Raw genomic sequence first — 15,076 nt, 5'->3', positions numbered from 1 at the left:
TCATTTGTACTCGATCAACGCGGGGTTGCCGGCTGTGTACCTGTTCAGCACAAACCTCATCTGACCCAGCATCTCCGGGAATTTTCCCAGCACCAGAAATACCGCCTGTGCTGCGTTTTCACGCGCCGACCTGCCGCCACGGCGCGCCAGACGCAGCATCTGCAACGGGTAGGCCAGCAGCAGCAACAGTGCCCACAGGCCCACCCAGAAGCTTGCGAGCGCAACCAGCAGTGGAATGCCCAGGCCCCACAACCAGGCACGGCGCGACTCACGCAGCCAATGCCGCTCCGGCGGCGCCCCATGCAGGGAGGCGCCCTCGGCATATGCGTAACCTGCGCGTACGCTGCGCCTCCACCACTGGCCGAAGCGCGTCATGGCTGCATCGTGCAAGGTCATTTCAGCAGCCAGGCGCCAAACCTTCCAGCCGGCCGCCCTCAGGCGCACGCACAGTTCGGGCTCTTCCCCGGCGATCAGTGCAGAGCGATAACCAGCGACGGCCACGAAGGCATCGACACGCATGAGCGCATCACCGCCACAGGCCTTGGTTTCGCCCAGCGGTGTGTCCCATTCCAGATCACACAGCCAGTTGTAGATAGAGTGCTGGGGAAAGCGCTCGCGGCGCCGCCCACACACCACCGCCACCTGCGGGTGGGCGTCGAGAAAGGCTTGCGCCGTGTCGATCCAGCCGGCATCCACTTCGCAATCGCCATCGACGAACTGCACATGGCGTACTGCAGGCAGGGCCTTTTGCAGGCAGGCAAAGCCCTCGTTGCGTGCCCGCGCGGCCGTAAAAGGTATGGTCAGGTCCAGCGTCAGCACCTCGACGCCCAAGGCCGATGCCCGTTGCACAGAGCCATCCGTGGAACCTGAGTCCACGTACACCACCTTGTCCGCACGACCCACCAGCGACGCCAGGCAGCGCTCCAGACGAAGGCCTTCGTTACGGCCGATAACCACCACGCCAATGCCTGTCACCATGGACCTCACTCGCTGCGCTTGATGAAACCACCCCGGGTACGGTCAGCCATTGCCTGGCTCATGTGAACTCCATCGCTTCGCTGGGTTTTCGGGCCTTGATGGTCGCAGGCACGCCCACAGCCAGTGAATTGTCCGGCACGTCGATCAACACCACAGCGTTGGAGCCGATGGCGACGTTGTTGCCGATGCGAATGTTGCCCAGCACCTTGGCCCCGGCGCCGATATCGACGTTGTTGCCAAAGACCGGAGCAATCGGTTCATTGACGTTCTTCAGGCCGACCACCACACCATTGCGAATCCGACAGTCGTCGCCGAAACGCGCATAGCCGCTTATGACGATGCCGCCGAAATGATCGATGACGAAGTTGCGACCGATCACCACTTCACACGGTAACTCGACACCGGTGATGATTTGCACGAACTTGAACAGCACCTTGTAGACAAACGACAGCAGTTTGCGCAAAAGTGCCGGCCGCACGCCGTAGCGCCAGCGGCCAAAACGATAGACCACCAGCACCCAGAAGCCCTGGGCACCCCAATCTCCACCGTGTGCACGCAAGTCCGCGCGTATGTTCTGGAACATGGCTTCACCTACCGTGTGGGTTGGCTGGCAAACTGGGTCTTGAACAACAGTGACCAGGTGGCGCGCGTGTGCAGCCAACAGGCCTTGATCGCGCCCCAGCCTCGCCCCTTGAGCAATGCCTTGAGCGCCAGTACCAGGTCACCCAGGCTCACCAGCAGCATGTGCAGGATCAAGCCCGACACGCCATGATGCTTGCGAAAGTACAGCAGCTCACTCTCGATCTGGTAGCTGGAGATCTGCCGGCTCGCGGCCTCCAGTTCGGCGACCGACTTGGAGCTCTCCCCGCCGATGTGCACGACGGTAGTATGTGGGTAGAACACCACCTTCCAACCGGCATCCTTCACCCGCTTGCAATGGTCGACCTCCTCGTAATAAAGAAAGTAGCGCGGGTCGAACAGGCCTACCTGATCGAGCACTTCACGACGCACCAGGTAGAAGCAGCCCGGTAGCCAGTCACATTCACGCACCGAGGCATGGTCCCAGGCCATCTCATCGACCATCTTCAGCCCTGGGAAAAAGCGCCCAAGCCCGGTACGCGCGACAAACACATTCAGGGGCGTGGGGAAGTAACGGCAACTGGGTTGCAGGTCACCGTCGCGCCCCACCAGGCGGACGCCCAGAACGCCGCAGTCCGGGTGCGCGTCCATGTAATCGACGGTTTTTTGCAGGCTGTCGGCAGCGACGAAGGCGTCGGTGTTGAGCAGCAGCGCGTACCTGCCCTGCAGGTGCGCCAGCAACTGATTGTTGGCGCGGCCAAAACCGACATTATGCGTGTTGCTCAGCAGCACAGCTTCCGGGCAGACCTCGGCCAGACGCTGCACCGAATCGTCGACGGATGCGTTGTCAACTACCAGATAGCTGGCCAGCCGTTCACTCCCGGCCTGGCGCAGCGCATCGAACATCGGCTGCAGCAACGATGCGGTATTGAAGTTAACGACCATCACGTCGACGGGTTTACTATCCATTGCTGCCGTCTCCGAAGAAATATTCGCTGCGTTGGCGTGCCAGTGCAGGTTCCACCGTCGGGTCGTAAGCGCCTTTGCGTTGCTTGACCGTCTCTATCCAGGGGTAGGCATTGCAGCGCGCCTCGACCCGGTTGATCAGTTCTTCAGTCGTACAGATGACTTTGGCCGGGTTGCCTCCGACTACCGTACCGGGCGGTACATCCTTGGTGACGACAGCCCCGGCAGCAACCACCGAGTCGGGCCCGATGGTCACGCGCGGCATGACGATCGCGCCATGCCCGACAAAACAGTTGTCCTTGATGTCGATGTAGCCAACCGAATCCAGGTGCTTGCCGTAACAGATCTCGATCAGCGCAACCACACCGTCGTGGCCGATCAAGGTACAGTCCGACAGGCCCACATTGCTGCCGATGCGCACCAGAGTGGGGTCGGTAACATTGCAGCCGCAGTTGATATAGACATTGTTGCCCACCGAGTGGAATTTGCCCCACCGTGCCAGGTAGGTGCCCCACTCCAAGGGCGTAGGGTTGCAGAATTTCTTGTAAGCCGAACCTCCCCTTCCTGTTGAGTGGACATACTGCGTCATGGCATTGCGTATCCATCCAATCATTCTGCTACCCTCGCACGTCAAGCGGTCCTGGACTGTCCCTGAGGCGAACCGGTCTCGTTCTTCTTTATGCTGACCGTATCGCGCTCAACCCTTTCCCCACATTGCTGATCCCTTCAAACCATTGCTCCACTGGCCGCTTTCATCTTCGCATCGAGGTGGTCGGCCAATCTGAGTGCGAACTGCAACAGCGGCATCGTCGGGTTCGAGGCGCCGCCTGTGGCAAAAATGCTGCTGCCGGCTACATAGAGGTTTTCACTGCCGAACACCTTGCAGTCGGCATCGACCACGCCGAACTCAGGGGATGCCGCCATACGTGTGGTGCCCATGTGATGGGCATGGGGCGACAGTTTCAAGGGCAGCTCGGTGTCATAGACAAAATCGTTGAGCTTGACGAAACCGAGCCCTGCCTGGGCGAACTGCTTGGCCAGTTCAGCGCCGATGCACTTGATGGTATGCCTGTCGGTGGCACTGAGTACCCAATTGACATTAACCTTGGCGACGCCCAGCTCATCTGTTTCGTCGAGCAGCGAAATGCGGCTCTGGGCATCCGGGAATTGCTCGATCATCGTGGTCATGACGCCATCGCCGGGGCAGCTGAACTTGGCGACGAACTCAATCTTGCTGGCCACCCCCAATTGACACGCCAGGGTTTCCAGAAAATATTTGACCTCGGCCGTTCTGCCGTAGGTTTGCACATCGGAGAGCACCGTAGCGGAAACATTGCCCTTGCCGGCATGGTACTCAGCGACGAATGCATCGGTGGTGTAATACTGGCGTGGCTCGATGCCCAGGCCATCTTTGAGTATGAAGGTACCCAAGTCGATGTTCAGGTGCTCCATCAGGCAACGTCCGGTAAGGCCCTCCTTTTTCACCACGCCCGCACCCACCAGTGAAGCGCTGTTGAGCAATTGCCTTGCATTCTCGATCGCCCCCATCGCCAGGACGAACTGATTGGCCACGACACGTTCGCGATGCTGGTCGTAATCGGACACTACCGCGGCCTTCAACTGTCCTGAGGCCTGATCGAATTCGAGATCGACACAGTTGCAGTGGATGAACACTTCCAGCCCAGGCGTTTGCGTGAGCGCCGATGCGTACTTTTGCGCGAACCGTGTTGGCGGGCTCAGCAGAAAACGGTCAGCATCGAATTCGCCACCGTTCAGGCCTGCGTTCACGGTTTTAAAGTCAGCCCCGTGCGGCAGGTCAACGATCGCCATGGCCGCCGGCAGATAGCGCTCGATCTGCGCATAGTCGATCGGCCAGCCCGGCATGCCGACAGGCGGTGCTACGGCAAAATCCGAAGCAGTGAAAGGGCGACAACGGCCTGCCCAATGATTGGAGGTGCCGCCCAGGTAACGCAGGCGGGTCTGTTCGGCATACAGCTCAAGGCCGGTGGAGGTGCACGCGTAGAGTTCCTGCGAGCGCGGTTCATACTCACGCCCTCCCCCCTCGAGCAGCACCACGCTCCACCCCGCCTGCGCCAGCTGCAGGGCCAGGGTGATGCCGGCCGGGCCGGCACCGATGATGCACACGTCGTAGGCCTTGCGCAGGGTTTTCTCAGCCTGGAAGTCCTTGATCATGCTCCACTGTCCTTGAAGTATTCGCTAGGCAAGACCCACCCGTTGATCAAGACGAACCCGCCCTGTTGCGCAGTTTTGCGCACAACGCGGGGGCCGGTACCGAAGACCGCTACGCCGGCACCCAGTAACATCCCATTGCGAAGAAAGCTGCGACGACCCAGTTGTCGATCAAGAAACTGTAGCTTCCCCATGATCACAAGACCTATGCCGTTGATTTTATCCAGCCCGATATCGTTATGTGCAGCCTGCCGGGAAGGCTTCAGAGCCATTCGAAAAAGCGCGTGATCAGGAACCCACACAATGCACCGACCGCTATCATCGGTAGCACCATAAGTTCACGCTTCATACTCCAGATATTCAGCTTGGAATTGACATAGACGATCAGTGCCAGCGTCGGGAAGGTATGCAGAGCGGCACCCCAGATGGCGTACTTCACTCCGCCAATGGCAAGCAACAACGGTATCAGTGTCCACAAAGAGACGAGCCGGATGATGTTGTCCATCGCCTGGTACTTGGTATGGCCCAACGCGATCCACAGCTGATGTGCCAAGGTATAGCGCAAGGTGAAGAACGACAGCGAAAGGATAGCCAGCATTGGGCCTGCGTCGGCATAGCGCTCATCGTACATCCAGCCGATCAGCAGTGGGCTGGCAGTCAGGAATCCGCCACACAGGAACAGCATGACCAGATCGACCAGGAGCCTGAAGTGGAAATAGAGTTTTTTCAGGCGCGCTTGGTCACCGGCCCTGGCAGCCTCGCTGAAGGCCGGAAGCGCCACTGACCCAACCAGTTTGAGCAAGCCGGTCTGGATCGACCCAAGAATCAGCACGGCAATGGAATACACCCCAAGCTGCGCCACCGTCATCGTGCCGCCGAACCAGATGCGGTCGCCATACATGGCCAATACCCCGACCATCGAAGACAGCAGTATCCAGCGACCGAACACGATCAGTTCGGTCAGCGCTGCACGGTCCCATTGCAGGCGGTTGTGCGGGCCTTGCAAGGCGAAATGGCCCAGCAACGTGCCAAACAGCGCCGATGCCAGGCCGGCAATCACCAGTGACCAGATGGACCGGGTGAAATACCCGATCACCAGCATCGTGATCAACCCGACGACCTGCGATGCGAGTTCTATCAGCACCACGCGCTTTTGCTGAAAGGCGCGGACCGCGACGTCTATCTTGGTGGATTGGAAACCCCAGATGATCGCAGAAATGCCGGTCACCGCCAGCACCAACGGAAGCTCTGGCGCTGCATAGGTGGAATGCGCCGGCCACAGATCGGCCAGTTGCGCCCACCAGGCGCCGAGGGCCAGCAGCAGCGTCAGCGTGAACAGCACAAAGCCGCGCACGATCTGCACCGTCCAGGCGGTGTTGAGGAACAATGGGTCGTCGCCGCGGTGGCTCTGGATGATGTTCTGCCGCAGGCCGACATCGGACAGCAGGTGAAGCAGCACAGAAACGGTCGTGGCAATGACCATGACCCCAAACATTTCCGGCAGCAGTATCCGCGCCATGATCAGGTTGCCGCCCAGGCGCAGCACCTGCGAGGCCACCAGAGAGACCAGGTTCCATGCGCCTGCGCCCATGGCACGCTTGCGCAGACTGGCAGGTGCTTGCACATCAATCGACGGCATGACTTGAATCTCTGACTGAATGGCTAGAAGTCACTATAGTTTCAATTAGCCATGATGCTAGTGCCCATCCACCCAGGGACAGGTGACCTCTCCCATGCCCGAACATTTACGTGCGCTGATCGTTATTTTGTTCCTGGCTTGCGTGGTGTTCTTTCTCGCACGCAGCCCGGCAACGGACCTGATTGCCGAGAGCGACTTCAAGCGGCGCCGCAACCTGTGGTTCGCGTTGACACTGGTGGCCTTTTTTGCCCACAGCTACTGGATCTACACAGCCGTTGCCGCGGTCATCCTGCTCACGGCCAGGCGCCGCGAGCGCAACCCCATGGCGCTGTTCTTCCTGTTGCTGTTCGTCATTCCGCCCGCGTCGAAAGAGGTGCCCGGCTTTGGCGTGGTCAACTACCTGATCGAGCTGAACCATCAGCGCATCCTGACCCTGTGCGTGCTGCTCCCCGCCGCACTGGTGCTGAGCAAGCAGAGCGACACGCTGCGTTTCGGCCGCCTGTGGGCCGACAAGCTGCTGGCCGCCAGCCTCTTGCTGATGGGGCTGTTGTATCTGCGCGAGACCACGATTACCGATACCCTGCGCCAGGCGGTGTACCTGTATGTCGACGTGTTCCTGCCCTACTACGTCGCCAGCCGCGGGTTGAGGGAGCTGAGCGACTTCAAGGACGCGATGCTGGCCTTCGTCATTGCCGCTTTGGTCCTGTCGCTGCTGGCCGTCGCTGAGTACGCGCGCCACTGGCTGCTGTACAACGCCTTGCTCGACGCCCTGGGTGTGCAATGGAGCATGAAGGGCTATCTGAGCCGGGGCGGTTCGTTGCGCGCCAGCGTCACCGCCGGCCAGGCAATTGCCCTGGGCTATGTGATCACGGTTGCGATTGGTCTGTTTCTGTTCGTGCAGGGCTTTGTGCGCAGCCGGCTGCAGCGCAACCTCGGAGCCTTGCTGCTGGCCGCCGGCCTGTTTGCGCCACTGTCACGCGGCCCCTGGGTGGGCGCGGTGGTGATGATTGTCGTGTTCATCGCCATGGGCAAGCGCGCAGTCACGCGCCTGTCCCTGCTCGCACTGGCGGGGGTGCTGAGCATTCCGCTACTGACCATCGTGCCCGGCGGCGAAAAGATCCTCGACCTGCTGCCGTTCATCGGCAGCGTGGACAATGAGAACATTACCTACCGCGAGCGACTGCTCGACAATTCGTGGATCGTCATTCAGCGCTACCCGTTGTTCGGGTCGTTCGATTTCCGTAACACCCCGGAAATGCAATCGATGATCCAGGGCGAAGGCATCATCGACATCGTCAACACCTACATAGGGCTGGCGCTGAGGATCGGCCTGGTAGGGCTGGCGCTGTTCGTGGGGTTCTTCGCCTGCGTCCTGCAAGGTATCAACAAGTCCCTGCGCACCTTCCCCGACAAGGATGACCCTTACCGTCAGCTCGGTCGTGTACTGCTGGCGACATTGCTGGGCATTCTGGTGACCATCTTCACCGTCAGCAGCATCACGGTGATCCCGGTGGTGTACTGGTCGATTGCCGGGCTCGGCATCGCCTACATCCAGATGGTCCGCAGGCACGCTTTTGCCGATGCCGAAGACCCTGCCAACGCCAGCCTGCAACCGAGGTAGTTCGATGACCGACTCTTCATTGCGCCCCATCACCCGGGCAACGGCCCTCGTTGGTCTGCTGATGCTGCCGTTGGCCGGCATGGCCTCGGACTGGGTCGTCAGCGTCGACGAACAGAACGGCCTGCCCAACCTGACGCGCGGCGGCGGCCCGGCCTTTGTCTCAAGCTTCGACTTCTGGGGTGAAGACTGGAGCTGGACGGGCTTCTACCCGACACTCAAGGTTGAGGGGCCTTACCGCTACACCTTGACGGGGCGGAACAAGGACCTTGATTTCGACCTGAAAGCCGATATCCAGAAGGAGCAGGTGCAAACCTTGACCTGGCACTTCGACCTGCAGGCACAGAGCAAGCAGGCCGATGTGATGGGCGGCGGCATCGTCTGGCGCTTCGACCCGGCGCTGATCGCCGGGGAAATGGGCGACCCGGTGCTTTTGCCCGGCAACCGTGGCTGGGCCTGGGGCAAGAACAGCGGCGGGCCGCGAGTGCAAATGCGCTTCGATCCCGCGTTGGCCAAGGTCTATTTCGAGCGGGGCGATACCAGCCAGGTACGTACCTTCTTCTACACCGACCCGATTCTGCCTGGCCGCCAACAAATAAAGGCGGTGCTGACCGTTGCCGGGGATATCGCCATAGGCCCCACTCCCAGCGAACGCTTCGGCCTGGCCGACCCCACGCAATGGCCGGACGACCAGCTGGACTGGCGCACCTCACCTGTGGACCTGTCGTTCCTCAACGCAGGGGAAAAACCAGCCGGCAAACGTGGTTTCGTCAAAGCATCCGGTGAACAACTGGTGTTTGCCGACAACACCACGGCGCGCTTCTGGGGCACCAACCTGTCGGCTTATGCGCTGTTCAAAACCCCTGACGATGAAATCAAGGCGCAGGCCAAGCGGCTATCGGCACTGGGCTTCAACCTGGTACGGCTGCACCACCACGACTCCCCGTGGGTGAGCCCGAACATCTTCGGCGATCTCACACAGCTCAAGAACACCGAGCAGCTCGACGCCGAAGCGCTAAGGAAGATCGACTGGTGGATCAAATGCCTCAAGGACGAAGGCGTGTATGTCTGGCTCGACATGAACGTGTCACGCATCCTGACCGCCAACGACAACATCTACGCCTTCGATGAACTGCCCAAAGAGCAAGGCGTTGCCGGCGTGAAGGGCTATGCCTACGTCAACGTCACGATTGCCCAGGCAATGAAGCGCTTCGCCGAACGCTACATGACCCACGTCAATCGCTATACGGGGCTTGCCTACAAGGACGATCCGGCAATCGCGGCCATTTTGCTCACCAACGAAAACGACATCACCCAGCACTTTGGCAACGCGCTATTGCCGGACAAGGGTGTGCCCCGCCACAGCCGGCTATACATGGACGAAGCCAAGGCCTTCGCCGCCCGCCAGGACCTGCCGGCGGACAAGACCTGGCGTGCCTGGGAGCACGGCCCCTCCAAGCTGTTCCTCAACGACCTGGAGCACCGCGTTTTCGCTGACATGATCAAGGATCTGCGCAACATCGGGGTCAAGGTGCCCATCTCCACCACCAGCACCTGGGGCGGCAACGGCTTGTCCTCACTGCCGTCGCTGACCACGGGTGACGTCATCGATGCCCACAGCTATGGCGGCATCGGGCAACTGGAGAAAAACCCGTTGACCAGCGATGGCATGATCAACTGGCTCGGCGCCGCTCAGGTGGTGGGGCTACCGATGACGGTCACTGAGTGGAACGCCGAGCCCTTCCCACTGCCTGACCGCCACTCATTGCCGCTGTACGTGGCAGCGACGGCCAGCCACCAGGGCTGGGACGCAATCATGCAATACGCTTACAGCCAGCAGGCCTTCTTCAGCCAGTGGCGCCGCGCAGACAACTGGAATGCCTACAACGACCCGGCGCTCATGGCCACCCTGCCCGCCGCCGCCCTGCTCTACCGCCGCGAGGACGTGCAGCTGGCGAAAACCCGTTACGTCTTCGCACCCACTCCAGACACCTTGTTCAACAGGCCGATCACACCCAATAGCTCGGTGCTGCTGCGCACCGCCATGGAAAAGGGCCAACTGCAGATCGCCATGCCCCAGACGGCGCAACTGCCGTGGCTTCAGGCCAGTACCATACCGGCCGATGCGCAGGTGCTGCACGACCCAGACCACTCACTGCTCGATGCCAACGCCAGCGAGTCGGTCACCGATACCGGGCAACTGCGGCGCAACTGGCAACGGGGCGTCTACACCATCGACACGCCCTCGACCCAGGCCGCGACCGGCTGGCTCGGTGGCCAGGCCATGGACCTTGGCGACATCAAGCTGCAGCTGAAAACCGCGTATGCCAGCGTGGTGGTACAAAGCCTCGATACCAAACCGCTCAACCAGTCGCGCAGCCTGCTGATTTCACTAGGTACCCGTGCCGTGCCCCGGCCAGACGACATGACTCCGTTTCACGTCGAGCCGCTCGAAGGCACCCTGAGTGTCAAGGCGCCAGCAGGCTTGAAACTCTACGGCCGTACGTCCGAGGGGCAGGAGCAGGTGTTGGCGTCGACCTACGAAAAGGGGCGGTACATCATCCGTTTCAATGGGCGCAGCATGGCCAACTGGCTTTTCTTGAAATAGGGCATATCGCCATCTAGAGTCAATTCAGACCTGTATTCCAGGCATTCGACGCTGCTTCTGTTCCAGGAGGATTGGATGAAGTACTTGGTTGTCGGGGGTTCAGGCTATATCGGCTCACACATGGTCAAGCACCTGTTGGCCGCCGGGCATGATGTAGTGGTAGCGGATACCGTGGCCACCGGCCCTGATATCGAATGGGTCGAGCTGGATATCGCTGATGCGCACGCGCTTGATGCGCTGTTCGACGACTGTCAATTCGATGCCGTTTTCCATTTCGCCTCGTTCATCCAGGTGGCAGAATCGGTCACCGACCCGTGCAAGTATTACCAGAACAACGTCGCAGCCACGCTAAACCTTCTCGATGCCATGGTGCGAGCCGGGATCAGGCACCTGGTCTTCTCTTCTACAGCAGCCGTTTACGGCGACCCACAGTACATCCCCATCAATGAGCAGCACCCCAAGGCGCCGATCAATCCCTATGGGCGCAGCAAGTGGATGGTGGAGCAGATCCTTCAGGACTTCGACCGTGCCTACGGATTGCGGTCGGTGTGCCTGCGTTACTTCAACGCAGCGGGCGCCGACCCGGAAGGTTCGCTGGGTGAATGCCACGAACCGGAAACCCACCTGATCCCGTTGATCCTGCAGGCGGCCTCTGGCCGGCGCGAGGCGATCACCGTGTTCGGCCATGATTACGACACACCCGACGGCAGCTGTATTCGTGATTACGTGCATGTGGCCGACCTGGCGTCGGCACACGCGCTGGCGGTGGACTACCTGATGGCGGGAGGCGCAAGTACCGCGTTCAACCTGGGCAATGGCCTTGGGTTTTCGGTGCAGGAAGTTATCGATACCGCCCGGGTCGTGACCGGGCAGCCGATCAACGTGATCGAGGCAGCACGCCGCGATGGCGACCCGGCCAGGCTGGTGGCGGATGCTGCCAGGGCCAGGGGGGTGCTGGGATGGCAGCCACGGTTCGATTCACTGGAGCAGATTGTGCGGCACGCCTGGGAATGGGAGCTTCAGTACCCCTGGCAATAACGTGAGCGCAATAGCAAGCAAGGAGCAAGCATAGCTAGCCAGCTCCGTGCATCAGCAATCAAAGGCTCAGTAGTAAGGCCGCGGTTGCTCATCCGCCTTGTTCAATACCGCCCCGATCAAATTCGCCGTCGCCAGATGATGCAGGCAATCTTCGATATCCTTCTTGCTGTTCACCCCGTTGGCCACTACCAGCAGCACACAGTCGAATTTCGGCAAGACAGTCAATGCATCGTCGGAACTCAACAGCGGTGGCAGATCGAAAATGCAGATACGCGAGTCGTAGCGGTCGCGCAGGTCGCTGATCAGGCTGTTGACCTTGGGCGATGACAACATCTCGGTAGACATCGGTATCGGTTCACGCGTCGGCAGCACCACAAACCGGGGCAAGGTCGGGTTGACCAGTACCTCTTCCAGCCAGGCCTCGCCTTTGAGGAGCTCGTTCAGCGCTTTGTCCATGGGCAGGCCCAGGCTGCTGCCTACCCTTGGCCGACGCAGGTCGAAGTCCACCAGCAGTGCGGTCTTGGTAGTGTGATGGGCGATGCTCATGGCCAGGTTGACAGCCAGCACCGTCTTGCCCGCCTCAGGTGTCGGAGATGTAATCGCCAAAGTCCGCCAGCCGTTTTCTTCCATGGCCTGCAGCACTTGCGTACGCAGCAGGTCGATGGCCCCGCTCATGTTCGAGTTCTTGTTGTAGGAGACGATCCGGTTGCGTTCCAGATGCTCCGCACGCAGCGGCACCACCTTGGTCTGCACGTAATCGAATTGCCCCAAGGCTTCGGGCTGCTCCGACACGAGCGGCGCCTTTGGCGTTTCAGCGGGAGTGGGAGAAACCTGATGAATGTTCTTTCCGATAGCCGGCGTAATTCTGTCCATCGCTGCGCTTCCCTATTCAAACCGAGCCATAGCTTTAAACAGCAAGAGGTCCAGTGGCATATAGAACACGTGGACGACCACCATCAGCATAGCAACCAGTAACAACCCGGCGATGACCAGCAGCACCCGCCACTTGCGGCGCCTGGCCACATCGGCCTGCGTGGTAATGTACGGTACGGCCACCAGCACGCGCTTGCCCAGCACGCTTTCCAGCGCGCCGACACCCCGTACACGCTGGTTCAGCATTTCCAGTAGCATCACCAGCGCGCCACCCACTGCCGGCGCCAACACCAGGCCCAGTGCGACGATTTTCTTGCGGTTGGGCTTGACCGGTTTTTCCGGCATCAAGGGTGGCTCCAGCAACACGAAGCGCTCAGCCTTGTTTTCCTGCTCCAGGCTTTCTGTGATCTTCGCGCCCATTTCCTTGTTGCGGATTTCCTCATACTTCTTGCGTGCGTTGTCATGGTCACGCATCAGGGTTACCAGGCCGCGCTCCACCTGCGGTGCTTCGAGAATATCGGCCTCATAGCCTTCCATCTTGGCCGTCAGCTGACGTTTCTGTTCGGCAAGCGATGCGATGCGCGATTGAGTAGCCGCCATTTTGGTGCGTACCCTGGCAGCATCCAGATTCATGGCCGCCGCAGCGGCGATGCCCTTCTCGCCCGACGCCTTGAGCGCGTCGATCTTGCGTTTGACGGCCACCACATCGGGGTGCGCCGAGGTGTACTTGGTCAACAGCCGTGCATACTCGGCCTTGAGGCTGGCCAGATCCTGCGGTTGGTCCGCCGAGGCAGGCCTGCCGCCAGGCGTCTGCGCGGGCACCCCCGCATTGGCGGCCGCCAGCTCCAGTTCGAGGTATCGCAGCTCTTCCTGGGCTGCCTTGTAGTCGCGATCGACCTCGCGGAATTCCAGCTCCGAGCGCGACAACATGCTCATGCGCAACTGCTGGTTCTCAGGCAAGGCATTGGCATGCGCCTGCTTGAAATCCGCCAGCTTGTTCTCGAGCTCAGCCAACTCGGCGCCCAGCTTGTTCGCCTCTTGGGTAAGGAATTCGGTGGTTTCGGTCGCCCGTTCGGTGCGCTGCTTCATGTTTTCGTTGAGGAACAACGTCACCAGTTCGTCGGCCACTTCCTTGGCAACTTCAGCGCGCTTGTCCTCGTAGGAAACCGTGAACGCGACCGTCGCCTCGCCGCGCCCTTTGACGTAGGTACTGAGCGTGGCCACGACGATTGCACTGCGCATCTGCTCGATCTTGTCGGTTTCACTGAACCGCCTGCCCTTGTCGGCGAACAGGTTGTACTTGTCGATGATCTTCAGCAGGTTCTCGCGGGTCATGACGCGCTGACGAATGACCTCGATGCGCTCATCGGCAAAACTGTTGTTGTTGGCCGAGACCAGGTCCGGTGAAATCTGCTGCGACTCCACCAGGATGGTGCCGGTCGACTGGTAAAGGGGCGGCACCGTGACGGCGACCCCGATGGTTGCCGCAATCACGACCACGATGCTCACCCCCAGCAACAAGGCGCGGTCCTTGATGATGGCGATGTAATCTTTAAGGGAAAGCTCGTAGTCCGATTTCATGGTGGCCACCCGTGCGAGAGTCAGATGTCGGGATATCTGTACGTCAACGTCAATCCGGCAATGGTCGCGTCAGCATCGGGCAAGCCGTCTTGCTGGCGCTGCTTGTACATCAACGAGAAACGCAGGTCCCAGGCCGGTGAGAATGCGCGGCTCGCCCAGATGCCATACGTTTGTAACGTGTTTGGCGAGACCCCTTTGCTGTCCTGCCAGGAGGCGTCTACACCGACGCGGTCGACCTCGGTGACCAGGTAGCTCCAGCTGCCGCGTACCATGTCGAGTTCAGCAAAGCCGCCCTCGGCGTTGGCAACAGTGCTGCGCTCTGCGCTGAAGCTTGCGTCGGCACGATCGCCCCGGTAGAACAGCGACATGCCACCTTCACCGCGGCGCCCGCCGCCAGGACCGGTGGTCTTGTTGACGCCGATATGCATCTCGCCTTCAAACCGTTCGGAAAAACGGTGCCTGACACCGATATTAGGGCTGTAGCTGTTGGAGGACACCGCGGTGGTATCGTCCTGCGGTTCATAACGCCTGGCGTCGAAACCGGTGATGATGTCGGTGCGCTCGCTCCAGGCGTAGGTCCATGTCGATGTGTTGTACAGCTCGTCGTAACCGGTCAGCGAACTGATGTCATAACGGGCATGCGAATAGGTAAGGACGTTGGCCAGCGTGCTGCGCTCGGTCACCGCACTGCTCCAGTTGCCCTCGAGCGTGGACATCTCCTGCGTGCCGTCGGTGGTGACCACACCGGTGTCCTGCACAGCACCGGACAGCGTGGAACTCTCCTCGTAGCGCGCCAGCAAGCCAAAGCCACCAGTCTCGGTCTCGCGCTGCCAGCCCAGGCTCACCTTGGGGTCTTCTCGGTCATCGACGATCGACCGGTCGGATGAGCGCAGCACGTTGACACCCAGGCCCAGACGCAACTGGTCGCGGTCGAACTGACCGATCAGGCTGTAGTCGGGCGCAATGATGGTACGCGTCACACCTTTCTCCTCGGACGTCAGGAGCA

General features: G+C 60.5%; 12 protein-coding genes. 3 read left to right on the top strand and 9 right to left on the bottom strand.

The window, feature by feature from the left end:
* From ACW4TB_RS07320 to ACW4TB_RS07295, 6 genes are all read right to left on the bottom strand, one after another.
* Positions 1-978 carry a glycosyltransferase family 2 protein gene (locus ACW4TB_RS07320; RefSeq protein ID WP_012314758.1) on the bottom strand — a complete coding sequence of 326 codons (978 nt, stop codon included), beginning with the start codon at positions 976-978 and terminating at the stop codon, positions 1-3.
* Positions 979-1,036: 58 nt separating this feature from the next.
* The gene (locus ACW4TB_RS07315; RefSeq protein WP_012314759.1) at positions 1,037-1,561 is read right to left on the bottom strand and encodes a serine O-acetyltransferase; all 525 of its coding nucleotides are present in this window, start codon (positions 1,559-1,561) and stop codon (positions 1,037-1,039) included.
* An 8-nt stretch (positions 1,562-1,569) separates the two neighbouring features.
* Positions 1,570-2,526 carry a glycosyltransferase family 2 protein gene (locus tag ACW4TB_RS07310; RefSeq protein ID WP_279931079.1) on the bottom strand — a complete coding sequence of 319 codons (957 nt, stop codon included), beginning with the start codon at positions 2,524-2,526 and terminating at the stop codon, positions 1,570-1,572.
* Positions 2,519-3,112, bottom strand: a complete 594-nt coding sequence (locus ACW4TB_RS07305) for an acyltransferase (protein ID WP_455842930.1) — start codon at positions 3,110-3,112, stop codon at positions 2,519-2,521. Before ACW4TB_RS07305 ends, ACW4TB_RS07310 begins: the two co-directional genes overlap by 8 nt.
* Positions 3,113-3,249: 137 nt before the next feature.
* Complete coding sequence (locus tag ACW4TB_RS07300; RefSeq protein ID WP_254465902.1) at positions 3,250-4,716, bottom strand: FAD-dependent oxidoreductase; 1,467 nt, start codon at positions 4,714-4,716, stop codon at positions 3,250-3,252.
* Between the two features lie 259 nt (positions 4,717-4,975).
* Positions 4,976-6,304: an oligosaccharide flippase family protein gene (locus ACW4TB_RS07295; RefSeq protein WP_455842947.1), complete on the bottom strand. Its 1,329-nt coding sequence runs from the start codon at positions 6,302-6,304 to the stop codon at positions 4,976-4,978.
* A gap of 142 nt (positions 6,305-6,446) precedes the next feature.
* Here ACW4TB_RS07295 and ACW4TB_RS07290 point away from each other — a divergent pair, with 142 nt between their 5' ends.
* The 3 genes from ACW4TB_RS07290 to galE all read left to right on the top strand — a co-directional run bounded on the left by ACW4TB_RS07290 (position 6,447) and on the right by galE (position 11,616).
* Positions 6,447-7,973, top strand: a complete 1,527-nt coding sequence (locus ACW4TB_RS07290) for an O-antigen ligase family protein (RefSeq protein ID WP_279931074.1) — start codon at positions 6,447-6,449, stop codon at positions 7,971-7,973.
* 4 nt (positions 7,974-7,977) lie between these two features.
* The gene (locus tag ACW4TB_RS07285; protein ID WP_279931072.1) at positions 7,978-10,578 is read left to right on the top strand and encodes a glycoside hydrolase 5 family protein; all 2,601 of its coding nucleotides are present in this window, start codon (positions 7,978-7,980) and stop codon (positions 10,576-10,578) included.
* Between the two features lie 75 nt (positions 10,579-10,653).
* The gene (galE, locus tag ACW4TB_RS07280) at positions 10,654-11,616 is read left to right on the top strand and encodes a UDP-glucose 4-epimerase GalE (RefSeq protein ID WP_279931070.1); all 963 of its coding nucleotides are present in this window, start codon (positions 10,654-10,656) and stop codon (positions 11,614-11,616) included.
* A 66-nt stretch (positions 11,617-11,682) separates the two neighbouring features.
* Here galE and ACW4TB_RS07275 read toward each other — a convergent pair whose 3' ends face one another.
* From ACW4TB_RS07275 to ACW4TB_RS07265, 3 genes are all read right to left on the bottom strand, one after another.
* Complete coding sequence (locus ACW4TB_RS07275) at positions 11,683-12,408, bottom strand: CpsD/CapB family tyrosine-protein kinase (RefSeq protein ID WP_196996443.1); 726 nt, start codon at positions 12,406-12,408, stop codon at positions 11,683-11,685.
* A 93-nt stretch (positions 12,409-12,501) separates the two neighbouring features.
* On the bottom strand, positions 12,502-14,070 hold the full coding sequence (locus ACW4TB_RS07270) for a GumC family protein (protein WP_012314768.1): 1,569 nt from the start codon (positions 14,068-14,070) through the stop codon (positions 12,502-12,504).
* Positions 14,071-14,090: 20 nt separating this feature from the next.
* A complete protein-coding gene (locus tag ACW4TB_RS07265; protein ID WP_455842929.1) occupies positions 14,091-15,050 on the bottom strand; it encodes a hypothetical protein in 960 nt (319 codons plus the stop codon).
* Positions 15,051-15,076 lie beyond the last annotated feature (26 nt).

This window comes from Lelliottia jeotgali (assembly GCF_977070485.1).
Note: the sequence above shows the minus strand (reverse complement) of the source record. Positions and strands in the feature narration are given on the sequence as shown.

Coding starts and splice junctions, on each gene's coding strand:
- ACW4TB_RS07320 (WP_012314758.1), bottom strand. CDS start 978: ATGGTGACAGGCATTGGCGTGGTGGTTATCGGCCGTAACGAAGGCCTT.
- ACW4TB_RS07315 (WP_012314759.1), bottom strand. CDS start 1,561: ATGTTCCAGAACATACGCGCGGACTTGCGTGCACACGGTGGAGATTGG.
- ACW4TB_RS07310 (WP_279931079.1), bottom strand. CDS start 2,526: ATGGATAGTAAACCCGTCGACGTGATGGTCGTTAACTTCAATACCGCA.
- ACW4TB_RS07305 (WP_455842930.1), bottom strand. CDS start 3,112: ATGACGCAGTATGTCCACTCAACAGGAAGGGGAGGTTCGGCTTACAAG.
- ACW4TB_RS07300 (WP_254465902.1), bottom strand. CDS start 4,716: ATGATCAAGGACTTCCAGGCTGAGAAAACCCTGCGCAAGGCCTACGAC.
- ACW4TB_RS07295 (WP_455842947.1), bottom strand. CDS start 6,304: ATGGGCGCAGGCGCATGGAACCTGGTCTCTCTGGTGGCCTCGCAGGTG.
- ACW4TB_RS07290 (WP_279931074.1), top strand. CDS start 6,447: ATGCCCGAACATTTACGTGCGCTGATCGTTATTTTGTTCCTGGCTTGC.
- ACW4TB_RS07285 (WP_279931072.1), top strand. CDS start 7,978: ATGACCGACTCTTCATTGCGCCCCATCACCCGGGCAACGGCCCTCGTT.
- galE (WP_279931070.1), top strand. CDS start 10,654: ATGAAGTACTTGGTTGTCGGGGGTTCAGGCTATATCGGCTCACACATG.
- ACW4TB_RS07270 (WP_012314768.1), bottom strand. CDS start 14,070: ATGAAATCGGACTACGAGCTTTCCCTTAAAGATTACATCGCCATCATC.